At 41.6% G+C, this 25,457-nt stretch carries 17 protein-coding genes; 8 read left to right on the forward strand and 9 right to left on the reverse strand.

The features are described 5' to 3' along the window. Window positions 1-40: 40 nt before the first annotated feature. The 6 genes from rnhB (at window position 41) to BacF7301_RS06515 (ending at window position 8,537) form a co-directional block, all read left to right on the forward strand. Entirely contained in the window at window positions 41-643 is a 603-nt protein-coding gene (gene rnhB, locus BacF7301_RS06490; RefSeq protein ID WP_167961313.1) for a ribonuclease HII, read from the forward strand. 180 nt (window positions 644-823) lie between these two features. After that, window positions 824-2,368 (forward strand): DUF5723 family protein, encoded by a 1,545-nt coding sequence (locus BacF7301_RS06495; RefSeq protein ID WP_167961315.1) that lies wholly within the window; start codon window positions 824-826, stop codon window positions 2,366-2,368. Between the two features lie 377 nt (window positions 2,369-2,745). Further along, window positions 2,746-3,927 carry a DUF4595 domain-containing protein gene (locus tag BacF7301_RS06500; protein ID WP_167961317.1) on the forward strand — a complete coding sequence of 394 codons (1,182 nt, stop codon included), beginning with the start codon at window positions 2,746-2,748 and terminating at the stop codon, window positions 3,925-3,927. Window positions 3,928-3,941: 14 nt separating this feature from the next. Next, the gene (locus BacF7301_RS06505) at window positions 3,942-5,480 is read left to right on the forward strand and encodes a BatD family protein (protein WP_167961319.1); all 1,539 of its coding nucleotides are present in this window, start codon (window positions 3,942-3,944) and stop codon (window positions 5,478-5,480) included. A 100-nt stretch (window positions 5,481-5,580) separates the two neighbouring features. Next, entirely contained in the window at window positions 5,581-7,401 is a 1,821-nt protein-coding gene (locus tag BacF7301_RS06510; protein WP_167961321.1) for a C10 family peptidase, read from the forward strand. Between the two features lie 5 nt (window positions 7,402-7,406). Continuing rightward, window positions 7,407-8,537 (forward strand): fimbrillin family protein, encoded by a 1,131-nt coding sequence (locus tag BacF7301_RS06515; protein WP_167961323.1) that lies wholly within the window; start codon window positions 7,407-7,409, stop codon window positions 8,535-8,537. Window positions 8,538-8,616: 79 nt separating this feature from the next. Here the strand turns inward: BacF7301_RS06515 and BacF7301_RS06520 are convergent, their stop codons facing one another. Then, window positions 8,617-9,546 carry a magnesium transporter CorA family protein gene (locus tag BacF7301_RS06520; protein WP_167961325.1) on the reverse strand — a complete coding sequence of 310 codons (930 nt, stop codon included), beginning with the start codon at window positions 9,544-9,546 and terminating at the stop codon, window positions 8,617-8,619. Window positions 9,547-9,759: 213 nt separating this feature from the next. Continuing rightward, window positions 9,760-12,246 carry a TlpA family protein disulfide reductase gene (locus BacF7301_RS06525; protein WP_167961327.1) on the reverse strand — a complete coding sequence of 829 codons (2,487 nt, stop codon included), beginning with the start codon at window positions 12,244-12,246 and terminating at the stop codon, window positions 9,760-9,762. A gap of 173 nt (window positions 12,247-12,419) precedes the next feature. Between BacF7301_RS06525 and gpmI the strand changes: the two genes are divergently transcribed. Next, window positions 12,420-13,934 (forward strand): 2,3-bisphosphoglycerate-independent phosphoglycerate mutase, encoded by a 1,515-nt coding sequence (gene gpmI / locus BacF7301_RS06530; RefSeq protein ID WP_167961329.1) that lies wholly within the window; start codon window positions 12,420-12,422, stop codon window positions 13,932-13,934. A 66-nt stretch (window positions 13,935-14,000) separates the two neighbouring features. Beyond that, a complete protein-coding gene (locus BacF7301_RS06535; protein ID WP_167961331.1) occupies window positions 14,001-14,582 on the forward strand; it encodes a DUF3109 family protein in 582 nt (193 codons plus the stop codon). Here the strand turns inward: BacF7301_RS06535 and BacF7301_RS06540 are convergent. The 7 genes from BacF7301_RS06540 to BacF7301_RS06570 all read right to left on the reverse strand — a co-directional run bounded on the left by BacF7301_RS06540 (window position 14,579) and on the right by BacF7301_RS06570 (window position 25,216). After that, entirely contained in the window at window positions 14,579-14,785 is a 207-nt protein-coding gene (locus tag BacF7301_RS06540) for a hypothetical protein (protein WP_167961332.1), read from the reverse strand. The genes BacF7301_RS06535 and BacF7301_RS06540 overlap by 4 nt on opposite strands. Before the next feature lie 171 nt (window positions 14,786-14,956). Further along, a complete protein-coding gene (bglX, locus tag BacF7301_RS06545; RefSeq protein WP_167961334.1) occupies window positions 14,957-17,194 on the reverse strand; it encodes a beta-glucosidase BglX in 2,238 nt (745 codons plus the stop codon). 33 nt (window positions 17,195-17,227) lie between these two features. Further along, window positions 17,228-18,559, reverse strand: coding sequence for a glycosyl hydrolase (locus BacF7301_RS06550; RefSeq protein WP_167961336.1), 1,332 nt, complete (start codon window positions 18,557-18,559; stop codon window positions 17,228-17,230). Window positions 18,560-18,580: 21 nt separating this feature from the next. Continuing rightward, window positions 18,581-19,528 (reverse strand): glycoside hydrolase family 16 protein, encoded by a 948-nt coding sequence (locus BacF7301_RS06555; RefSeq protein WP_167961338.1) that lies wholly within the window; start codon window positions 19,526-19,528, stop codon window positions 18,581-18,583. Between the two features lie 111 nt (window positions 19,529-19,639). Then, window positions 19,640-20,485 (reverse strand): hypothetical protein, encoded by an 846-nt coding sequence (locus tag BacF7301_RS06560; RefSeq protein ID WP_167961340.1) that lies wholly within the window; start codon window positions 20,483-20,485, stop codon window positions 19,640-19,642. Between the two features lie 48 nt (window positions 20,486-20,533). Continuing rightward, entirely contained in the window at window positions 20,534-22,108 is a 1,575-nt protein-coding gene (locus BacF7301_RS06565) for a RagB/SusD family nutrient uptake outer membrane protein (RefSeq protein WP_167961342.1), read from the reverse strand. A 12-nt stretch (window positions 22,109-22,120) separates the two neighbouring features. After that, a complete protein-coding gene (locus BacF7301_RS06570) occupies window positions 22,121-25,216 on the reverse strand; it encodes a SusC/RagA family TonB-linked outer membrane protein (RefSeq protein WP_167961344.1) in 3,096 nt (1,031 codons plus the stop codon). Between the last annotated feature and the right edge of the window lie 241 nt (window positions 25,217-25,457).

Consider the following 25,457-nt stretch of genomic DNA (forward strand, 5'->3'; position numbering starts at 1 on the left):
TAGAATAAAAATAATTTGTACCTGAATAAAAACAATAAAGATGCTATTACCTTATTTAAATGAGAATCTGATTGAAGCAGGATGCGATGAGGCAGGTCGTGGCTGTTTGGCAGGTGCAGTATATGCCGCTGCCGTGATTCTTCCGAAAGACTTTAAGAATGAGTTGTTGAATGACTCTAAACAATTAACGGAAAAACAACGCTATGCATTGCGTGAGGTAATAGAAAAGGAAGCCATAGCCTGGGCGGTTGGTGTCGTTTCACCGGAAGAGATAGATGAGATAAATATCCTGCGTGCTTCTTTCTTAGCCATGCACCGTGCTGTTGACCAACTGACTACCCGTCCGCAGCATTTGCTAATTGATGGAAACCGTTTCAATAAATATCCTAATATTCCCCATACCACGGTAATAAAGGGAGATGGAAAATATCTTTCTATAGCCGCCGCATCCATTTTGGCCAAAACTTATAGAGACGACTATATGAATCGTCTTCACGAGGAATATCCATCTTACGATTGGGATCATAATAAAGGTTACCCGACTAAAAAACACCGTGCCGCCATTGCCGAATGTGGAACGACTCCTTATCATCGTTTAACGTTTAATCTGTTAGGAGACGGGCAACTTTCTCTGGCTTTCTAGTGCTATTTGTTCCCTCTGAACTTCCGTTTTCTACATTTTTTTGCAGAATAAGCACGAATTTGTTACACATAACCGTGATTTTGTCCTGTTTGGGATGAAAAAGTGTTGTTTAGTGCTTTTATTTGTTATTAAAATGCTATATATTTGCAAACGGTAACAAGAATTAAAAAGTTTAAAATCATGGCAACGAACAAACTATTACGCTCTACTAAGTTTATCGGGGTATTTTCTATCATGTTGATTTGCGCTCTTTCGGCAAATGCACAGTTCTTGCGTACTTCTTATTTTATGGAAGGTACGCATTATCGTCAACAATTGAATCCGGCTTTGACACCGACAAAGGGGTATTTCAACCTTCCGGTAATTGGTGCCGTAAATGCGACTGTTGGGTCTACTTCATTAGGATATCAGGATATCATTGATATTATTGATGATGGGGATGAATTTTATACCAAACCGGATTTTATGAATCGTCTGAAAGATAATAATAAACTGAATGTGAACTTCAGTACAGAAATTCTTTCTGCCGGATGGTATAAAGGTAAGAACTTTTGGTCATTCAATATCGGGCTTCGTACAGATATTGGTGCGAACTTGACGAAAAAGATGTTCACCTTTTTGAATGAGATGGATGGAATAGAAGATAATTGGAGAAATAGTAATTACGATATTAGTAACCAACAATTGAATATCAATGCTTACGCTGAAGTTGGCTTGGGACTTTCACGTCAGATTAATAGTCGTTTGACAGTGGGTGCCAGAGTGAAAGCTTTGTTGGGTATCGGTAATATGGAATTGAAGCTTAATAATATTGCAATGAATGCTAACTTGCCTACTAATCAGGAGATTACAAACTGGTCAAGTGCAAGTTATTGGGATAACTTGTCTCCACAGGAAGCAATAAAACAAGCTACAGAATTGAAAGCTAAATTCAATAATTATCATGCAAATTTGAATGTTGGTGCAGAACTGAAAAGTTCTTTTAAAGGTTTGGAACTGAAAGAAGAAGAAGGTAAAGATTACGTTACTGATTTTGATTTTGACAGTGGTAAATTAGGTATAGCCGGTTATGGTTTTGGTATCGACTTGGGGGCATCTTATAAAATAATGGATAATTTGACCGTATCTGCTTCTATTCTTGATTTGGGATTCATATCTTGGTCTAAATCAAGTACAAAAATAGCATCTGCTAATCCTGATCCTATTGATATACAAGGACGTAAGTATGCGGATATGGTTAATCCATCTGATCCGCAAGCTAGCATTACAAATGCATTGAATCAGTTGGATGCTGATACTAAGGATTATATGGAGCTCGTAACAAAAGGTGATGTGCTTAACTACGATATGTTGCAACTTGAAGTTGGTGACGCAAAAGAATCTCGTAAATCTCGCCTGGCTTCTACATTAGTAGTAGGTGCAGAATACGGATTCTTCAATAACAAATTAGCAGTTGGTGCATTGTCTACAACTCGTTTTGTACAACCCGATGCACTTACAGAATTGACATTCTCTGCAAACTATCGTCCAAAAAGCTGGTTTAACGTAGCACTTAGCTACTCAGTAATTCAGTCAGCAGGTAAGTCTTTCGGTCTGGGTCTGAAATTAGGTCCTGTATTTCTCGGAACTGACTATATGTTCTTAGGAAAGAACTCTAACTCTGTTAACGGATTCGTTGGAGTCTCTATTCCATTGGGTGGAAGAAAAGTAAACAAACAAGGATAAAATAGAAATTTAATTTCTCTCTCTAAACATTCTCTTTTAATTAATTCTCTATCGAAGTAAAAACGTATAATTTCAGCCTGTTATCTGTGATTAGATGACAGGCTGTTTTATTTGACGTATTCTTCTATTCTAAAGAATAAATATTGACCATTTAGGTACGTTTTTCTAAAGGATAGTCACGGAAAAGAAGGCTTTGATTGCTTCTACGCAATTATGGCTTTTTTTAATTCAAGAAAGTGATGTAACTTTGATACATATTATTAGAATTAGAAAGTAAGAAAGAATACGAAGTCGATACCTGAATTAGGGACAGGGATATTATTATTCGTATTTCTATGATTGAGTCGCAAAACTATTATGCATAAAAAATAATGATTATGGGAAATGTAATTAAGGTTTTATCAAGTATTTTATTGGGTTGTGTATGTCTTTTAGCTTGTTCGGATAATGATGAGGGTAAAGAAGACGATGCCGTCTTCTCTATTATAGGATTTTGGTCAGGAGAGATTGGCTATTCTTGTTCTGATGGAGAACATCAAGGAAAAAGTGGTGCAATTTCGTTCGAGACGGATGGTACAGGCGTTCTTGTTGAGGCAGGAGAAGAGCCTGCGCCATTTCATTATGAAATGGATTCTCCTAATAAGAAAGTTACTGTCCTCTTTGAAGATGGCAGGCGTGGAGAATATCGTTATACAGAGTTGACGGGAACTCAACTGATTTTTGTAGAGGTTTGTCCTGTGTGTGGAAAAGAGATGATTATGAAATTAAAGCATATTGATCGGCCTTATGATATTACGGTTTCTTCAACAGAAGGATATATTGAGAGCTTTCAATCTCATTTTGACACTCAATTGCGTGTTAGTGCTATAGATTATCAACTTATAGATACGGATGGAGAAGGAGATGGTTCGGCAGGAACTGTGGATATTTCTTATACTTCCAATAAAGTGCATATGACTAATGCTCTTTTATCCAATCACACCTTATATACTGCAGTATTTACGTTAAACGATAAAGGCTGGGCGACGAAAGCTGATTGTACTTATCAGAGCGTTGATAATGATTATTCGGGAAGTGGTACATTATACTTCACTTACGATTCTCAGGAACATCTGAAAAGTATTTCCTATTCCTATTCATCAACTAGTGGAGTAGAGTCGGGCAGTGTAAAAACGACTTGGTCGGAGAATCTGATGACAGCGATGAAGGGAGAAGGTGATGATTATCAGGCCGGAATAAATTATCGGACAGACCCAGTACCTGAGCTATCCATTAACCTTCCGTATTTTATGCTCTTTAGATATGATGATGATGCAGTTTCTTGTGGTGGAGATAATGTAATCTTATGCTATGCTTCTTTATTGAATATATTGGGAAAAGCTCCTCAAAGACTGATGGATCGTCTTGTAAATGGGAATGATGATTGGCAAAATATATTTAGCTTCGACTATGAATGGAGTGATGGTCGCTTGACCAAGATTCATGATCATAGTAGCTATAATGGTGATGGGGCAACCGCAGAGAACTATGACGCAGAAATAAGTCTCTCTTATTATTGAAAACCGGTATGTTTATGACACGGAAGATATTTGTAGGGTGGAGATTTCTGTATTTTCTTCTAAGCTTACTATTCAGTTATCCTGTAGTTGGCGCAGATGTTAGCCAATCAGAAACTTCAGGTAAGATAAATGACAGGAAAGTACAATGTCTCAAAGGTTATGTTTCAGAAGTGATATATTCTGACGGTACATTAATCAAATTCAATGAAGAAGGCGCTCTGGCTCAATTCAAACATAAGCAGTTTTCTTATGAAGAGAACTATAAATATGTATTGGAACGAGGAGTTATTACGGCTTTTGAAGTAGAATATTTAGGAAATGTACGTAGGGAAATCTCCTGTGATACGAAAAAAGAGGTAGAGAAATATGTCTTTGATGAGGAAGGGCGAATTGTGGAACATTTGATTAGTTCTTATCCGGTTTGTAAATACCAATACTTTTTTCAAGGGGCGGAAACATTACCTTATAAAAAGGTATATTACTGCGATACAATTCCATCAGGTGCGTTAACTTATTATTATCAGTATTTGAAAAAAGACAAAGAGGGTAATTGGTTGCAACGTGGGGTGAAAATATCAGGTGGGAGTAGCCCTGCAGTGAACCGTGTTTATGTAGATACTCGTCGGCTGAAATATTATCCTATACCAACGGATGTAATTTCTTCAATTAAAGGAGATGTACCGAATATCAACTCCTATGAGCAAAAGTTTTTGAATAATAATAACTCTGGAATTCAGGAAGCTTATAAACAAGGAGAAACGAATATTGAAATAATCTGTCCGGAAAGGACAGAGGTAGGAGAGGACTTTGAAATAGCTTTTGTAATGAAACAGAAGCCTAGAGATATTCATATTAGCAAATCGAAACGGTTTGAATTTCTCCATTATGACTATCGAACTAATACTGCGGTTGTGAAAGGAGACACTGTGAAGTCTTGTGAACTTGTGTTGAAACTGAAAGCCAAACAGAAAGGAAAATTAACACTGCCATCTTTAAAAGTGCGATTTGGTCGTGAACTGAATATTTCTCCCTCTCGAGAGATTGTTGCGAGTGATGCACAGGTTATGCCGGCTTTAAAAGATGATAATCCGGCGGTGACATTATCTGCAGCATTGAGTAAAGATACTATTCATCTTGGAGAAAGTGTTTTTCTTTCATTGCGAATATGTACTTCCTGTTCAAAGATTACCTCTACCCAGTTGTCACAACCTGAGATAACTTCATGTGTAATTCAGGAGATTCCTTTGGATAGTACAATGATATGGAAAAGTATCTCTTTTGAGAAAGGCTCGTATAAAATAGGGGAATATAAGAAGTTTAAACTGACTCCTACGCAAACTAGCACTATTGAGGTTCCTTCCTTTGGATGCGATTGTGTGCTTAGTAAATATTTAATATCAAATGGGAAGCTTATAGGGAATGCTTTAAAAACATATTCTCTTTTAGGAGTGGGTATTGCGGTTATGGCAACTGCCGCAGGATTCCATGATAGGGTAGAAGAGAGGAATGAGTCGGTATATACTGAGCCGTTACATTTTTATGTACTTCCGTAGTTAATCGTGTTAATACATAGCATTGTGAGTAGTATACAAACTAATTAAATATAAAATGGAAATAAGGGTGTATAATTGGACATGTTTATGGACAAATAAGATGAAGCGAATCTTATTTGTTTTATGTAGTCTTTTACCGGGACTGCTTTTTGCGGATAATGTAACGGTAGGGCAAGCGCAGTCTTTGGCTGTTAACTTTTTCAAGACGAGTGCGCAGACACGTGGTGCTTCTCCTCGGTTACAATTGGTCTGGAATGGTGAAGAGTCGGGTACGAGGACTTCCGGAGAACCGGCTTTTTATGTATTTGACCGCACCGATCAGGAAGGTTTTGTTATCGTATCAGGTGAAGATGTCACTTTGCCCGTATTGGCGTATTCTTTTGAGAATAAGTTTAAGGCAGAAGATATGCCCGTCAATTTGAAGGAATGGCTGGCAGAATTGCGCAGGCAAATAAACGATGTGAGGAAGAAGAATGTAACCACTTCGGCTAAGACCGCTCAATATTGGACGAATGTTTCTGCCAGTATTGGTACTGTGGAGAAGAAACTGGCGACAGCCAAATGGGATCAAGTTAATCCTTATAATAAATACTGTCCATACATTAATTCACAAAGGGCAGTGACTGGTTGTGTAGCTACTGCTTTGGCTATTGTTATGAGATATCACCAATGGCCGGATAAGGGAATAGGCACTTTATCTGATTATAGTTATGAATATAGGAACGTAAAACGGACACAAGCCGGGCATTCATTGGGACATACATACAATTGGAATAATATGCCGCTTACATCATATAAAAACAATTGGACTATACAAGAACAGAATGACGTAGCACAATTGATTTTTGATTGTGGAGTAATGTCTAAAGCGATGTATACTGCTCAAGAAACTGGTGCTCCTACGAGAGAAGCTGTGCTGGGTTTGCTTACTTATATGGGATATGGAAAAGGAGCTAAGCTTTTGCGACGGGAATGGTACTCGGATACGGAATGGATTCGTATGTTAAAACAGGAAATAACGACAAATGGTCCCGTGTTTTATGCAGGATATACATCTGATAATGCAGGACATCAGTTTGTTTTGGACGGATATACAAGTAATGAATATTTTAGTGTAAACTGGGGATGGAGCGGCTCTTGTGACGGGTATTATTTAATTTCTGCTTTGAATCCCACCACGCCGGGAACCGGAGGAGGATATGAATTCAATTATTATCAATCAGCCGTGTTTGATCTAAAGAAAGAGGATGGTAACTCCCGATATGAGAATCTTTTAGTACTTGGTGCCGGTACTTCTTCTTCTTCGGATGGAACACAATATAATGGTTTGGCTACGACAGAAACCAACTTTCAGCCGGGTAAGAATTTCACTGTATCTGTATGCTATTGCTATAATATGGGATTTAATGTTTTTAATGGTGAAGGAGTTCTTTCGTTGGTAGATAAGAATGGTGTTTGGAAGGAAGATATTAGTAGTGGCACACTTCCTTTCGAAAATTTAGATGCTAATTATGGCAGGGGTTGGTCACGCATTCCTTGTCGCATAACTCAACCGTTGGCAGCCGGAGATCGTATTTGGTTACGTTATCGAAGTACCGATCCTGATTCTCCTTCCGATTGGCAAAGAATGTTAGCTTATGAAAGAGTTGTGTCCGAAATCATAGTCAAGGAACCGGGAATTGATGAAGTAACCTCTTTGTCTTATAACAAAAAGGATAAAATAATTCTGTTGAAGACGATATCGGAGGTAGCTTATAAACTTACATTGGGTGCGGCGCAAAAATTATCAGGAAAGACAACTGATGCCAAGCCGGAAATACGAATTGATACAAGTGCGTTGGCTGCTGGAACCTATAAGTTGACTCTGGAAAAAGGGACTGATAAGAAAGAATTGAATTTTGTAATTGGAAACCAAAAATAATCGGTATGAATAGAATGACTGCTATACAAAGATATTTCTTACTTGTTCTCGTCTGCGCTGTTGTAGTCGCATGCAAGGATGACGACAAGGAGTATGTGGAAGAGCCTGCAACGGAAGTGACTTTTACTACAACAGTGCAAACACGTGCCGTTACTAATGTAGTTACGAAATTGGATGATGGCGATGCAATGAATGTATTTATGGCAGAGGAAACTGCGGATGAGTCTCTGCAACAGGCAAGAAACTATAAGGCTGTTTGCCAAGGCGGAGTGTGGAAAGGAGTACCTGCCATAGAGTTTGGTAGTAGCGCAAAAGGCTATCTTTATGCTGTTTATCCCTATCAGGAGACGTCTGCGAAGATGAATGCTGTTCCGGTTGACATAACGAGTCAAACGGATTATCTTTACTCTGGTAACGGGGTTGCTGTCAGTCGCAATAACCCGAAAGTGGTTTTGACGATGAAACATGCTTTGGCTGCATTGGCTTTTAATATCAAAAATGATAATTATGCGGGAGAAGGTAAATTGGAACAGATCAGTATCAGTGGAAAACCGGTTTGTAAGTCAGGTACATTGGATGTGTCTTCGGGTGCTGTTAAGGGAACTGTTTCCGCAAAGTATGAGTATGCTTGCAATGTAAATATTCAGCAGAATGGATGGGAAGAAAATATTCCTGAGTTTTTCTGTATTCCTTTTGTCTCTTCCGGTTCGGATGTAACGGTTACTTTCAAAATTGATGGTGAAGATTACCCCTGCCAACTTCCGAAATATGGTGTTGCCGGCGGGATGAAGTATATCTTTTACCTGTCATTGACTGAAGGTAAATTGACCTTATTCCCGGAACAAACAAAGCAAATCTCCTTGAATGTTGACAGCGATTCTATGTCAATTCCCAATTATAGCTTGTTGAAAATAGTGCATGACAATGCCCTTTTTATCTTGCCTTCCTTTAAAGGAGAGGGAATTGTAGGAACAATACTTTGGGGAGACGGAAAGAGTGAAGAATATGGCGCGACATCTGAACATTCATACGAAAATGGACAGAGCCATACTGTAACTGTAGAGACTTGGGGAACTGAAGAAGTCTCATTGTCCAGTTTGGTTGGTATCTCTGAAATAGATTTATCCGATTTTTAAGAGGGCTTCGGATTTTGAATGGCTTTAGCGCATGATAGATATAAAATCAGACTTTATCTATCATGCGCTATTCCTTTTATCAGAACCACTTAATCTTCCGGAATATCACGAACGCCATTGTAGACAATCCGATGGAGAAGAGTACAATCAGAGAAAAAGCGAAAGGAACTTCTTCTAAATGAATATCCACATTCATGCCATAGAAACTGGCAATCAATGTCGGAAGCATCAAGACTATTGATAAGCTAGTCATACGCTTCATAATAGTATTCACATTATTCGAGATAATGGAAGCAAAAGCATCCATTGTTCCCGTGAGAATATCGCTATAAATATTTACGGTATTAAGTGCTTGTTTTAATTCGATAATCACATCCTCTACCAGTTCCGTATCCAGATAATCCGTATCCTGGAAAATCGTTTTTAGTTTACCTATCATCACTTCGTTTCCCCGAATGGAAGTGTTGAAGTAAACCAGTGTTTTCTGCAATCTCATCAAGCGGAGCAGGTCTTCGTTACGAATACTACGCTCCAACTCCTTTTCTGCGGCACTGATATCCAAATTGATTTGTTTCAAATATTTCAGGAACCATACGGCAGAAGAGTAGATAAGCCGGAAAATTAAATCGAGCTTATTACGTACAACAATTCCTTTTCTGCGGGTATGTTCAATAAAATCCGGTAATAAATCAGTGTTATGATAACAGACCGATACAATAATTTCATTGTTCGTGATTATGCCAATCGGAACAGTACCGAAAGGCAGACTACCGTCCTGCTTGTTCTGCACGGGAATACGTAGAATGGTAAGCAACCAGTTACCTTCCGTGTCCGTACGCGGACGTTCGTCCGTATCGGCTATGTCGTCAAGAAATGATTCGGGAACATTGAGCGTTTTGGTCAGAAATTCAAAGTCATCATCATTCGGGCATACTACGTTTACCCAGCTGTTAGGAAGCCATTGTGTTTTTTCCACAAAGCCAGCTTCACAATAAAGATACGTTCTCATCTTATTGTCTCCTTTCGTTGTTTAGCACGAGCAGAGACACCAGTTTGCAATGACTCTGTTCGCTTTAATTAATACTAGTTGTGCACGTTCGCGGGTTTGAATCGTCCATATTTCTATGATTTAATTTAAAAGCGGTGCAAAGGTACGGAAAATCGAGCTGGCTTCCATCCTTTTGCACCGCTTTTTTATAATTTCTGCTATTTCTGTTTACATTTACTTTACATCCTGTTGGTGTTCTGTTGATTCAGAAGTACCGAAACGTTTCTTCAGATATTGTCCAATAGTATGGCTTCCTAAATTTTTTTTAGAGATGCTGCCGTCTTTTTCAACCAGTTCATAATGGGGAATACCGTTGAAATGGAAAAGTTGGCGTAGGTAATTATATTCTGTTCCTGTGACATAATAACTTGCTTCTCCTTTCAGGTTCTTTTCTACATATTGTTTGTAGGCTCCGGCAGGAGATTCTCGTTCTCCGGTGATATAAATAAATTGAAACTCCGGGTGATTTTTGTATTTCTTGCGCAAGTCTGCCGTCGCTTCTATTCCGCCCCGGCAAGGGCCGCAGGTTGTTGCCCAAAAGTCGACAAACAGAACTTTGCCTGGATGATTCTTGATGATATTGCGGAAAATGTCGGTTGCTTTGCCTTCCGGAAGCTGATAGGATGAGGCTTCTTTTGAAGGATAAGCATTCTCAAATACTTGCTCTGCTTCGGCTGCCAGGAATGCATCAGTGAGATTCTGTTTAAGGTTGTCTACGTATTCGCGGGCAATTGTTTTTGTTTTTATATTTTGTAGATTAAAAGTAAGGCTACGTACTTTAGCTATTTGCCATAGGAAAGGATTGGTGTCACCCCATAGCCGGGCAATTATGGCATCTTTCTTTTCTACATATTTTTGCTCCATTGCCATGCTTGCTCTATCACTTTCTTGCTGCGATTCTTCTTCTTGAGATATTTTCTGTTTTTTAGTATAGTCTATGTATTCTTTTACTAGCTTCTCTTCCTGTTTAAATAGGGTATTAGTTATCATATCCTCTTCCTGAAGTTCTGCAAGCGTTATTCTTACTTTTTGCCCGGCAAGTTCTTCATGCTTCTGTCTTAATTCTTCTTGTCCTGCATTCAGTTTCACCCCTTTTTCTTTGAGAAATGATAAAAGAGGCTTTTGTGGATAAGTGAAAGAAATGTATATCGAATTATCGACTTCGTCCGAATATGCCTTTCGAAGTGGAGTCATGTATTCAAAGCGGTTGATGAAGTTGTCTGCTCTCTCATCTGCAAGAACAGTTTTATCGTCAAGTGGCATTTTCTTTAGAAAATCGTAGAATGAATCATCAGCTTTGATTTTCAAGACTTGATTGGCTGTGTCTTGTTGGGCATAATAATCTCTGCTCATTTCAAAATCTAAGAATGCATTCCCTGTTTGTAGTTTTACTTTATTCTTAATTAAGCAAATAGCTTTTGGAGAAGGTTGGTAGATTTGGCATACGGAATCAGCAACATGTTGCCATTGTGCGATAATAGGCCTCATATGTTCCTTGTATTGGTTGGGAGTAAGTGTCTTTTGTGATTTGGATAAATCCCCATAACCGTAAGTAATTAATTTACTAAAATCGGATAGTATATAAGAAAGGGGAGCTGACGGCCCCATGTATGCTGTATTGTTAATGGGGAAATTATAGTCGCGTGCACGACTTCGTGCCATTAGCTCTTCCCAGTCAATGTACATGGTGAGAGTTTGTCCGGGTTCAATGTAGAAGGGAATCCAGTTGTTATTGAGGGTTAATGATTGCTCTAGCGGATGATTAATAACGAATTTACATGTGAAACTTCCATCTTTTGCTATTTGTAGGACAGTCGGATAGTCTTCGCGGGTGATTTCATTAGACAGGTAAATCAGTCCTGTTTCAAACCCTAGTCGTGGGTCATATCCATCGATATAGCCTTGCAGATAAGTGGTATCTTTATGGAAGAATTGTTGAAAACCGTTATCTGGTTCAATGGTGCTTATAGCCCCTTTTTGGCGGGTATATAGCAACTCGTTTGCTCTGTCTGTTTTTATTGCACAGTTACCATTTTTCTGTGGAGTTATCAGTAGCGTACTGATATCGTCACTTTGCTTGTCTTTGACGGTAATCTCAATTCGTTTCCCCTTCTTGCGGACACTTTCATTGGTATATATCCGATTATTCATAATAGTGATTGAATCATAAATCCCATATTCCCACCGACCGGGATTGTCCTTTTTGAACCAGTTGCCTTTGATGGCTGTTAGTAGAGGGATTTTCTTTCCTTTTTGTGGGGTTAAAGAGATGTCGTATGTATTCCATTCCGTAGATTCTCCCGAGCTCATAAAGTGGATAGTCTCGGTTTCCTTTGGCAGTGGCTCAAAAATGAGGACGAAATCCTTCTCTCCTGAATCCGGCATATAGACCTGTTTCTTAATTTCGATTCCTTCGGCACTTTTGAACATGTATTTCTTGCCGGTTGCGACATCTACCAAATAATCATCTCCGTCTAGGCTTATCCACCAGTGTGGACGGAAGATGGCATGTACATATATTCGTGTGTTTTCGGGTGTGCGCTCTATGCGGGTAATATTGATAATACTTCCCGAACGGGCTTTAAAAGGCGGATTGTCGATTGTTTGTGCACTGAGTATGCCCGTTAACATAAGTAAGATGCAAAGTAGAGTTGTTCTCATAATAGTAGTTTTTTGATGAAAGTGTTTAATCATATTCTTACAAAGTAAGAAAAATATCCATAGCCTTGTACTCTTTTACTCTCTAACTTAACATAGATTAAACGTTTACATAACTATCTTTTTCGTACCTTTGCGCCCGAAAATCAGAGTGATAATTTAAATATTGAAATATTATGAGCAAGAAAGCCCTTTTAATGATCCTCGATGGTTGGGGATTAGGCGACCAAAAGAAAGACGACGTAATCTTCAACACTCCCACTCCTTACTGGGATTATCTGACAACTACTTATCCTCACTCTCAGCTTCAGGCAAGCGGTGAAAACGTTGGTTTGCCCGACGGACAGATGGGTAACTCTGAGGTAGGTCACTTGAATATTGGTGCCGGACGCGTGGTTTATCAGGATTTGGTGAAAATCAACCGTGCATGTGCGGACAACAGTATCCTGAAGAATCCTGAAGTCGTTTCTGCTTTCTCTTATGCAAAAGAAAACGGAAAGAGCGTTCACTTCATGGGATTGACTTCCAACGGTGGCGTACACAGTTCACTCGTCCACCTCTTCAAACTTTGCGACATCGCTAAAGAATACAATATCGACAATACATTCATCCACTGTTTCATGGATGGTCGTGACACCGACCCGAAGAGCGGTAAGGGCTTTATCGAAGAACTTTCTGCACACTGCGAGAAATCAGCAGGAAAGATAGCTTCTATCATCGGCCGTTATTACGCTATGGACCGTGACAAACGTTGGGAACGTGTAAAAGAAGCATATGACCTGTTGGTAAACGGTGAAGGAAAGAAAGCTGCCGACATGGTTCAGGCAATGCAGGAATCATATGATGAAGGCGTGACAGACGAATTTATCAAACCGATTGCAAATGCGAACGTTGACGGAACAATCAAGGAAGGTGATGTCGTTATCTTCTTCAACTACCGTAACGACCGTGCAAAAGAGTTGACCGTCGTACTGACTCAGCAAGATATGCCGGAAGCAGGTATGCATACAATCCCGGGACTGCAATTTTACTGCATGACTCCGTATGATGCTTCTTTCAAGGGTGTTCATATCCTGTTCGATAAAGAAAACGTATCCAATACTTTGGGTGAGTATCTTTCTGCTAACGGAAAGAGCCAGCTTCATATCGCTGAAACGGAAAAGTATGCCCATGTGACATTCTTCTTCAACGGTGGTCGTGAAACTCCGTTTGACAAGGAAGAACGTATCCTCGTTCCGTCTCCGAAGGTGGCTACTTACGACTTGAAGCCGGAGATGAGTGCCTACGAAGTAAAAGATAAATTGGTGGCTGCCATCAACGGAAACAAATATGACTTCATTGTAGTGAACTTCGCTAACGGTGATATGGTAGGCCATACCGGTATTTACGAAGCTATCGAGAAAGCTGTTGTTGCGGTAGATGCTTGCGTGAAGGATGTAATCGAAGCTGCTAAAGCACAGGATTATGAAGCAATCATCATTGCTGACCACGGTAACGCTGACCGCGCTTTGAACGAAGACGGTACTCCGAACACTGCTCACTCTCTGAACCCTGTTCCTTGCGTTTACGTAACCGAGAACAAGGCTGCGAAAGTAGAAAACGGCCGTTTGGCTGACGTTGCTCCGACTATCTTGAAGATCATGGGGCTGGAAGTTCCGGCTGAAATGGACGGAAACGTATTGATTAAGTAATTTAGATTTCTATAACCGGGAGGGCGGAGTACTACTCCGCCCTTTTTGTCTTACGTAAGTTTTAATATGATACAGATTGGTGATGTAGTAGTGTCTATTGATGTCTTTCAGGCAAAGTTTCTTTGCAATCTGGATGCTTGTAAAGGGGAGTGTTGCATTGAGGGTGATGCAGGCGCGCCTGTGGGACTGGATGAAGTGGAGAAATTGGAAGAAGTGTTGCCGGTTATTTGGGATGAACTGGCACCCGAAGCCCGTGCAATCATAGAGAAGCAAGGGGTGGTGTATACAGATGAAGAGGGTGACCTGGTTACTTCAATTGTGAATAATAAGGACTGCGTCTTTACCTGTTATGATGAAAAAGGATGTTGCTATTGTGCTATTGAGAAGGCATACAGGGAAGGTAAAACAGATTTTTATAAACCGGTGTCCTGCCATCTTTATCCCATCCGAATCGGCGATTACGGGGTTTATAAGGCGGTAAATTATCACCGTTGGGACGTATGTAAGGCAGCAGTTTTACTGGGCAAAAAAGAGAATCTTCCTGTCTATCAATTCCTGAAAGAGCCTTTAATCCGTAAATTCGGTGAGGAGTGGTACAAAGAACTGGAAGTTGTGGCCGAAGAACTGAAGAAACAACATCTCATCTAGGATTTTCGTCTCTTACGGATACAATATACCTGATATAGCAATATACACAAGGCGGTTACTATTCCGCAGGATGGTGCAATCCATGCTTCCGGATGAATGATAATCAGGAAAATACAGGTGACGATAACACAGGAAGTCAGAACAATAAGAAACAATCTCATCTTTGCAAGTAAGGGATTAGGAATCGTAGTTTTCAATTTCATAGTTGCTGTGTATTTGGTTTTTATGCAAGATAGGCATTTTGCCCGGAAATTGTTTCTGTTGTTAGGTTTTATTAAGAGATGGACATAGATACGGAAATGCCGGTACTGAAAGGTGAATCTTTCAGACCGGCATTTTTTGAGATGAATGAAATGTAAGTTTTAATCAAATGACTAGTTGGTCAGTTTGAAGTCGGCACCTACACCGGACTGACTGTCGGGGGCTATCCATACGGTGAAGTCACCGATTTCTGCACGTTGTTGCATATCAGCATTCCAATAAGCCAGATCATCACTAGTAAGGGTGAATTCAACTTTTTGAGTTTCTCCGGCTTTAATCATTACTTTCTTGAATCCTTTCAACTCTTTCACGGGACGGACCAATGAACCGACTTTATCACGGATATAGAGTTGCACTACTTCCTGTGCATCGTATGAACCGCTATTGGTAACATCGCAGGCAACGGTTAACACATCGCCCGGTTTTATATCGCCGGCAGAAAGCTGACAGTCTCCATACGTAAAGGTAGTATAGGAAAGTCCGTATCCGAATGGGAACAAAGGACTGTCTCCGGCATCCAGGTGATAACTGGTAAAGCCGATAGATGTCTGTTTGGCACCTACTTCAATATCATCTATCAATGTGATGTTTGATGCCGGTCTGCCTGTATTCTTATGTGCATAATAGATAGGCACCTGTCCGACTATGCGCGGAAGAGTTACCGGCAGTTTACCGGAAGGAACAGCTTTGCCGAACAGTAAATCAGAGATAGCCGGTCCTGCCATTGTCCCACTGTGGAAAGTATATAATACGGCATCTGCCATGTCTACTTCCTCGGGAATAGTTAAGGGCCTTCCTGCCATAATTACCAATACAACCGGTTTTCCGGTAGCCTTCAGTGCCCTGAGCATTTCCGTTTGTTTTCCGGGTAAACTGATATCTGCGCGACAACGGGCTTCGCCCGATAATACGGCTTCTTCTCCTGCAAAGAACAGAATAACATCTGCTTGGCGGGCCGCGGCAACGGCTTTGTCTATTCCAGCTTCACTCTTATCCCGGCTGTAAGTTAATCCCGGTTCGGCAATTACACGAATCTTATTTTCACATTCCTGCTGTATCGCTGTCAGAGGTGTGACACAATGTTCGGGCTCTGCGTCGAAACACCAGGTTCCTACCTGATCGGCAGGTGCGTCTGCCAGTGGTCCTACTACTGCTACCGATTTGACTGAAGAATTCAGTGGTAAGGTCTGCAGGTTATTCTTCAATAAAACAGCACTTTCGATGGCTGCTTCTTTAGCCTGCTGCAAAGAAGAATCCAGATAAAAGGCTGAGGGGGCACCTTCCTTGATATATGGATTATCAAATAACCCTAGCCGGAATTTCAACCGAAGAATATTGCGTACTGATTCGTCGATGAGTTTCTCATCTACCTTTTTTTCTTTTATAAGTTCTTCCAGATGGTTGATATAAGCATAACTCATCATGTCCATATCGACTCCGGCGATGGCTGCTTTCTCGCCTGCTTCTTTCAGGTCGGCACAGAAACCGTGGGGAATCATTTGTTGGATAGAACCCCAGTCGCTGACTAACAAACCATCGTATTTCCACTCGTCGCGTAGAATCTGGCGATTCAGGAAGGTGCTGCCGGAAGAAGGCACTCCGTTGATGTCATTGAAAGAACACATGAAAGTAGCTGCCCCGGCATCTACGGCTGCTTTGAAAGGGGGAAGATAAAGTTCGCGGAGTTGTAGCTCCGGTATCCAGGTGGTGTTATAGTCTTTACCGGATTCGCTGGCACCGTAGGCTGCGAAATGCTTGGCACATGCAGCTATACTGGTAGGTGAGGAGAGAGTGTCTCCCTGAAATCCCTTAATCATTGCATTTCCCATTATGGAAGTCAGATAAGGGTCTTCCCCGCATGATTCGGCAATACGTCCCCAGCGCGGATCCCGGCTGATGTCAATCATGGGGGCGAATGTCCAGCGGATACCTACGGAACTGGCTTCTAAGGCTGCGACACGCGCGCCGTTCTCTGCTACTTGCGGATTCCAACTTGCTGCTTGCCCCAATGGAATAGGGAAGATGGTCTTGAAACCATGAATGACATCCCGTGCAAATATAAGCGGAATGCCCAGACGGCTTTCTTCCACGGCAATATGCTGAAGTTTATTGGTGGTCGCTAAATCCAATTCATTAAGGATAGAACCGATTTCGCCGTTCCGGATGGCACCTTGCATATCTTCGGCCAGCCCGAGTCCTGTCAACTGGTTCATCTGACCGATTTTCTCTTTCAGAGTCATCTTAGAGAGTAGAGCATCTATCTTCTGTTCCGTACTGTCTTGCCCCGGTTTGCAGGCAAGAAGGCTAAATACGGTCAGACCGTAGACGGTGGCTTTCTTTAATGTATTCATTTTCTTTTATATTTATACCTATTGTTATTGGGCTTAGTCTTTGAAACGCAGCCAATTTAATGCAATATTGCCTGTAGTGACTTTTATACGTAGCGTTTGCTTACCTGCTTTTAGTTGGATGTTGGTAGTGACAGTAGTCCATTTGCTGTCTACATTAGGCAGGTCTAGTGTTGCTGCCGTACCTTTGTCTATAGTTATCTCAACCTTGTTATCTCTGAAACTGGTATAGCGGATATCCAACTGGTAAGTTCCGGCTTTAGGAGCATCCAGTTGATATTTCAGCCATTGTTCCTGTTTCAAATCATAAACATCCAATATGCCCGAAATATCGGTTGTAGGGCGCAGGTGTGCGCTGACTGATGTTAAATTCTCAACTGTGTTTATTGAACTGTAGTGTTCGGCGGGAATAACTTGATTCTTATTGTAATAAGCAGTTTTATCCAGAGTGGACATATTCACAAACACTGTTCCGAGGTCAGTCAATGCATTGGGCTTACCGGGTAATAAGCTGTTGCTGGTTGTACCGGTACTTGGATCGGTCGGTCCAATACCTCTTGGGATGAACCAGGCATAGCGGAATACGTCAGGATCGGACTCAAGATAATGAAGAGTCTCGCTCATATAGTTCATCTGGCTTGATATGCTAATCTTATCACTACTGGGCCATGCACAGAATTCTGTTAACCAAATAGGTTTTCCATATTTTTTGAACATGCTTACATAGTTGATAAGAGAAGAAGGGCTTTCCATGTAACAATGGATAGCTATACCGTCTACATCACTGAGGGGAACGTTGCTGAAAAACTCGTCCAACCATTTGATCGGGTCACTATAATCCGGCAATGTTCCGTAGTTCATAGCCGGAGATATGAGCTTCAGATTTAGTTCAGAAGCTAATGCACGCAGTGCAGGCCATTGTGCGGCAGCTTCCTGGGGTGTCATTCTTGCCTGGTCTGTCAGATTAGGCTCATTGTATGCAAGTAGATATTTACATTCCGGGTGTGCGTTGACGTACCTGCGAATCTTGGGAGCGATGTCTGGATTGGCATTCCATGACATTGGGCAATAGTCGATTTGCTGCTTGCTGAACTCAGTACTTAAATCGGAAGAAATCTCTGTCCCCCAGTTGTAAGCCCAGGATATGGCACTTCCCAACATTTGCGTGTCTTCTTTGGGGAGCTGGAAACTATAGCTGACTCCACGTTTTACACTACGTTTCTGTATACCGGTGTAGGTGACCGGCTCTTCCTGCGGTTCCTGTGTCCCGTCGGGGTCTTCAGGTGTTTGAGGAACTCCGTCATCCGAAGCGGAACAGGCTCCGAACATCAGTGTGGATAGTATGAGTGAATAGAATATCTTTTTCATGGCTTGAATGGTTGAGTCGATTTATTTATTTTTCTGATAGACCTTGACAAAGTCTACATACATTTTGGCTTCTTCGTCAGGCAATGCCGTTATTTGGGCAGGATTCAATATACCGGTGAAATATCCTCCTACGGCGAGATTAAAGAGTATGAAACAGTCTTTATGGAAATAGTTTCCCGGTGATTTGTCTGTAGACTTATCCGTAATATCCATCTCATAGTAGGGAGCTGTATCCGGATTTTTATCCAGGTCGAGATACATTTTTATTGCATTCTCATCCCAGATTAGCGTGAATAAGTGGAAATTGCCATCTTGCAAACTGTAAGGAGCCATACTGGCCTTTGCATAATTGGGGTATCCTGCTCCTTCGTAATATCCCCAGTGGCAGGCGCCATTGAAGTATTTCTCAGTTTTATTACCCTTTATCCCGTCAGTATGTCCCATTTCTAAAATGTCTACCTCTCCGCAGCGGGGCCATCCGTTTGTCGCATAGTCCGCGCCTAACATCCAGAAAGCAGGCCAAAGACCATTCGCTGTTTTAGGTAGTTTGATGCTGGCTTCTATCTTGCCATAAGTAAACTTATGCTTGCCATCTGTATTCAAACGACCTGAGGTGAAAGAACGGCCTTCATAATTTTCTTTTTTGGCAGTTATAATCAGACAACTCTTTTGGCTGTCCGGCTCTTTGCCTATGCTTATATTTTCGGCACGATAATATTGTAGTTCGGCATTGCCGTTACCGTTTCCATTTATTTCAATCTTCCAGTTATCCTGATTAAGCGGGGATTGGTTGAATAAGTCCTGCCATACTAATGCATAGCCATCTACTTCTCCCGAACCTGTCTCATCTGCTTCTTCCGTAGGAGTTTTAGGTTCTTCTGTGCCGGGTTCATCTGTTTCCGAACAGCTTACGAATGCAAACGCGAGCGCTATGGCGAGTGTGAACATACAGTTGTTTTTTGCTTTCATGCTATAATTTTAATTTTGAGGAGTAATTAGTCTCCACCATGGGGTCTTGGAGAGAACAAAAGAGGTGGAGACTAATGAGACTGATACCTATTGAACTAGCTATTCTTTCGATTATTTTTTCTTATAAATGAAGACTGCGTCGAAATCAAAGGTAGTACCGGCTACTCCTCCGCTCAGGAAGCTAAGAACATTTGTACCTTTGGTTTCTATGTCGCTTTTGTTTAAATAATCAAGTCCGCCTGCTGCTGGTTTCATAAACTCTGTGATAGGGATATTAAGTTCGTTCCATTCGCCATCAGTAGTGATAGGAGCATAGGGCTGGAATGTATCGCCATCTACGAACGGTGCATTCCCTATAGCAACTTTTCCTGTATTATTGCTTCCGAAATTAAGCAAAAGAAGGTGAGACTTACCGGCTTGTTTCGTTTTTACTGAAATGTGTAGGAAGTATTTTTCGGGTTCTTTACCTATTTCCATCATTTTGAGTAAATCGTCTTTGCAGTATGCCGGCACACTATATCCTGCGCCTGACCAACCTACACTGGTCACTACAAGACTCGTCCAACCTTGAACCAGACCGTAGCAGTTGGGACCTTGAGGTGTTCCTGCTTCATATGTGTTATCCCACACATAGAGATGTCTTGTTTTAGCTGCCTCTTCTTCTGTTTCTCCGTCAACGCCGTTTGCATAGAATTCGGCTATCACTTTACCTTTTATTTTCTTTGCACATGTTTCGTCCAGTTGGATAACATAATAGTTGCTTCCTTCCAAAGAGCCATTGGGGTCGACGATACCGCTCAGATCTTCATCATCTCCACCATTTCCGTCGTCTCCTCCCGGTGTTTCGGTATCCGGTTTCTTGGGCTCTCCGTCATCATCGCTACCACCACAACCTGCAAATGTAAATCCCATTAATAATGCACTGATAAATAACAGCATTAAATTCTTCTTTTTCATGATAATTAAGTATTAAATTAGACAATAAAGTTTTTATAATATTGGTTTTTAGTATCCGGAGTTTTGCGTTAATCCTCCTAAATTGACTTCTTCTTGCGGAATAGGGAATAATTCATGTTTTCCTTCAATGAAGTCACCCATTTCGGCCTTGGCTTCTGCGCTCTCCCCCGCTTTATAAGCATCCATTGTGGATTTGGCAATTCCCCATCGGCAGAGATCGAACCAGCGGTGACCTTCCATGGCCAGTTCTACCCGGCGTTCATGTCGAATGGCTTTTATCAAGTCTTCTTTGTTGTTGTCATTGTAACTGCCGTAAGGAAAGTCCGGGAGTATGTCTGGATTATTTCCGCGAGCCCTCTGGCGGACAGCATTGAGTGCACTCTTGGCGGAAGGTAAATTGTTGGTTTCACAACATGCTTCGGCATACATCAATAATACGTCGGCATATCTGATCACTTTATTATTGATGGGAGAACGAGTCGTATGTGATAATGAAGCGTACCGGTTGTTCTCGTCCATCAATGTATATTTCCGACTTACGTATCTGCTGCCTAGATAAATTTCTTCTGTTGGAGTCGTAATCTGTGCATCTGTCGGATTTAAGATGGAAATCTCACGGCGCGGATCACCATTCTCAAATTCATTATAAAGATTCTGTGTCGGCTTGTTGAATCCCCATCCGGAAGTACCGAATGCAGTAGAACGCGAACGTGTCAGAATCGTAGTGAATGTTCCGCGGGTAAATCCGTTTCCTTCACCAAAGTCGGAAGTCGGTTCATCCATATATTGAATTTCAAATACGGATTCCGAACCATTCTCTCCTTCCAGTGTGAAATTGTCCGCGTATTGTTCGCATAATCTATATTCACCGGCTTCTGCCTGGAGTTTGATGAATTCTCCCCATTTCTTAGCCTCAGTATAATTATGCATGTATAGATAGACTTTCAACAGCATAGCCTGTGCGGCTCCTTTGGTTGCGCGGCCTAAATCAGCATCTTCATATTCACTCTTTTTCCAGAGTACAGGTTCTGCGGCAAGAAGGTCTTTAGTAATCAGGTCGTAAATTTCCTCTTTGGTGGCACGTGGCTGTTTCCACTTCTCGCTGCTATAGATAACGTAATCTACTTTAGGAACTCCGCCGAACATTCGTACAAGGCGAAAATAGTACATGGCACGCAGGAACTTAGCCTCTCCAACCAATCTGTCACGTAGCTTCTCAGTGAATTTTTCATCCACTTCCATTCTAGGGATTTCTTCGATTGCTAAATTGCATCGTGCCACTCCTTGATATTGGGCACGGTAATAATCCAAGAGTAATCCGTTGTTGGAAATGGTCTTGAAGTTCTCAAGGTCATAGACGTCAGCCATATCCGACAAGTTTTGTCCGCCTTTCAAGGCATCATCCGATACCACGTCGCCAATGAACCATTCGGGATAATAGGTGTTGTTGTATTCCCACATGAGAGGTACGTAAGCAGCATTGACTGATTGTACCGCTGTTTCTTCGTTGGTAAAGAAGTCTTCGGATTTGGTAACCATTGGACCTTCTTCTGTCAGCCAGTCATTGCAGGAAGTCAGCCCTGCTGAAAGGCATAATATGCTGATGTAGATATATTTTCTCATTTTTCGTCGATATTAGAAGTTAATATTTGCGCCTAACATAAAGGTTCTGGACTGCGGATAGTTACCATAATCTACGCCACCACCGACTTCCGGGTCATATCCGGTGTACGGGGTAACTGTGAATAGATTGTTAGCAGACAGGTAAATACGACATCTGCTGAGTCCTGCTTTTCTGACTATTGCCGTGGGTAGTGTATAACCGATTTGCAGATTTTTCAGTCGTAAGTAAGCTCCGTTCTCGATGAGGCGGCTGCTATTTTCTTTGTTGGTCGAGCTCCCGTAAGGATTCGGAATATCACCTTCCGGGTTCGATTTAGACCATACATTGTGCATCGTTGTGCTCAGTGTCGCTTCATTTCCGGTTCCTTCTGTCCGAAGTCTTACAGCATTGAATATTTTGTTGCCATATACTCCCTGGAAGAAGAGTTGCAAATCAATACCTTTCCAGTCTGCTCCGAGGTTCAATCCGTAAGTCAGCCAGGGGAACGGGTTGCCTAAGTCGGTTTTATCATCATTGTCAATTTTACCGTCTCCGTTCAAGTCTTTGTAGCGGGCATCTCCGGCATGGTAACTGATAGAGTTGGGCTCATCTTTATATGAATATAAGTGATCCAGAGCTTCCTGGTCGGTACGGTAGATTCCTTCATATTGATATCCCCAGAATGTATATAGTGGCAGTCCTTCATCGCTGATTGTACGGTCGCCATACACCTTTTCTCCACCATTCAAGGCGGTCAGCTTATTGTTGATAAATGAGACGTTACCGGCTACAGAGTAGTTTACCTGTCCAATTCGGTTCTGGTGATTAAGTGATATTTCAATACCTTTGTTTCTTACAGTGCCTACGTTTGCAGTGGCATCGTAGCGGTTACCTACATGTGCCGGAGCTTTTACTCCTAACAGCATTTCTTTTGTATCACGAAGGAATAAATCTACTGTACCGGAGAGTTTATTGTTGAATAGTCCGAAGTCTACACCGGCATTCCATTGTTCCGTAGTTTCCCATTTCCCACCGCTGTTTACATAGGTTAAGATAGTTGCGCCGTTGGCAAGAGCCTGCTCTCTACCCAGTACATAATCAACGAAAGTAGGTCCTGTATTCATCATTTTAAGGATAAAACTGTCATCACCGATTTTATCATTACCGATACGTCCCCAACCGACACGTACCTTCAGGTTATCAAGCCAGGTAATATCTTTCATCCAATTTTCTTCACTGATTCTCCATGCCAAGGCCGTTGATGGAAAGTATCCCCATAAGTTTTCCGGGAATTTACTGGAAGCATCTGCACGAAAGTTAACCGTGATCAAGTAACGGCTGTTGTAGGAGTAATGCAAACGTCCCAACATTGAGAATCTTCGGGAACGGCTGGCAGAGTCGGAAGCTTTTGTCTGGTCTTCGGTTGCCTGAGACAAATACCAGTTTGTCTCTTTTGGATTCAGGATTGAAGAGCCGGCGCCACCAATGCTATAGTAGTTGTATTCTTCCATTGTCTGACCTACCATGGCAGAAAAACTGTGTTTTTTGATTTCTCTGGTATAAGTCAATGTGTTTTCGACGCCTATATTCGAATAACGTGCCATACTGCTTGATATGAAGTTCTTTTCAGCCTTGTCGTAACTGGAGTACTCATATTTGCTCTTATACAGTTTCGAGCGTGTGTTTGTTAAATCAAGGCTGACATCAGAACGGAAAGTGAGCCCCTTGATTGGAGTCAGTTCCAGATAAAGGTCGCCTACCCAACGCTCTGTCTTGTCTGACGGCTCAGATGTGTAGACCATTGAATATGGATTAACCACATTCTTGAAGTTGGAGGCAGCACTGATCTGACCACTCAGATCTTTTCCGTTTTTGTTGACACTTCCATCGGGATAATGAGTCGGATCCCAAGGAGCCATGGCAATAGCTGCCGAAAGCACTGATGCTCCGGGACTGCTATTATTATTCATTGCATTGCGCCCATGTGAACTCATGAACGAGAGGTTCTCGCCAATTTTTAACCAGCTTTTTACCTGATGAGAGGAATTGGCGCGCAGAGTGACTCTGGCATAGTCTGACCCCATAATAGTACCTTCTTGTGTGAAGTAACTTCCACTGATGGAATAACTGCTTTTCTCATTTCCACCGTCTACGGATACATGATAATTCTGCACAAGTGCGTTCTTTTGGAATACTTCGTCCTGCCAGTCTGTTTCGATTGTGGAATAGTCGAGCTTGGTAGGATAGTATTCTGAATCTCCCAGACGATAGGCGCGTAGCCATTTATTGAAGCCATTCTTTTCGTAAAAGTTCATTTCTGATTTTACATTATTCATATTGATTAATGTCTCGGCAAATTCCTGGCTTCCCATCAGGTCCAGCTTGTTCCAACGATTCTGTATACCTGCATATACATTCAGTGAAACGACAGCTTTCCCGTCTTTTCCACCTTTCTTGGTTGTTACCAGAATCACGCCGTTTGCACCACGCGAACCGTAGATAGCTGTTGCTGAGGCGTCTTTCAATATTTCAGTGGATTCAATATCGCTCGGGCTTAGATAGGTGATGTTGTCTACAATCACTCCGTCCACTACATAAATAGGCGCACTGTTGTTCACCGTACCGATACCGCGGATACGTACTTCGGCGGCAGCACCCGGTTGCCCGGAATTCGCGTTGACGGTGACACCGGCGGCACGTCCTTGTAACGCCTGGTCAAGTCCGGCAGCGGGAGTCTTTTGCAGTTGGTCGGCTTTTACGGAAGCAACCGAGCCTGTAAGGTCGCTCTTTTTCATCGTACCGTAGCCGATAGCTACTACTTCATCCAGCATCTGGGCATCGGGTTGCAGTACTATATTCATTGCTCCACCCTTTTGTACGGTGACCTCATGCTTCTTGCACCCTACATACGTAAATACTAAAGTCTTTCCTTTAGCCACATTGATAGAGTAGTTACCATCCATGTTCGTGATGGTTCCTTCATTCGTAGTACCTTTTACTGAAACTGTAACGCCCGGCAGTGAGAATCCGTCTTCTGCGGAAGTGACCTGACCTGTGACCCGAAGGGCTTGGGCGAAAGAGATTTGTCCTAGCAGCACGCTGCAAAAAATAAGAATAACTCTTTTCATGGTATTAATTTTAAGTGTAACTCAAATTTGCAATCGGAATCAATTCATTGTCTTGTTCCGACGTTGCAAAGATATGCCTGTTCAATCCTGAATTCCTCGTATTTTGTTTCACAAGAACTCAACATTACCCAATTATTAATTCTATAAAAACTCAACAAGAAATATATAAGCTGTTGAAAATCAGTAATTATATTAAAATGGATAAACTATATGAGCTAAAAATGCCTTGTCGGATAAACCC

Source organism: Bacteroides faecium, from assembly GCF_012113595.1.
GTDB classification, from domain to species: domain Bacteria; phylum Bacteroidota; class Bacteroidia; order Bacteroidales; family Bacteroidaceae; genus Bacteroides; species Bacteroides faecium.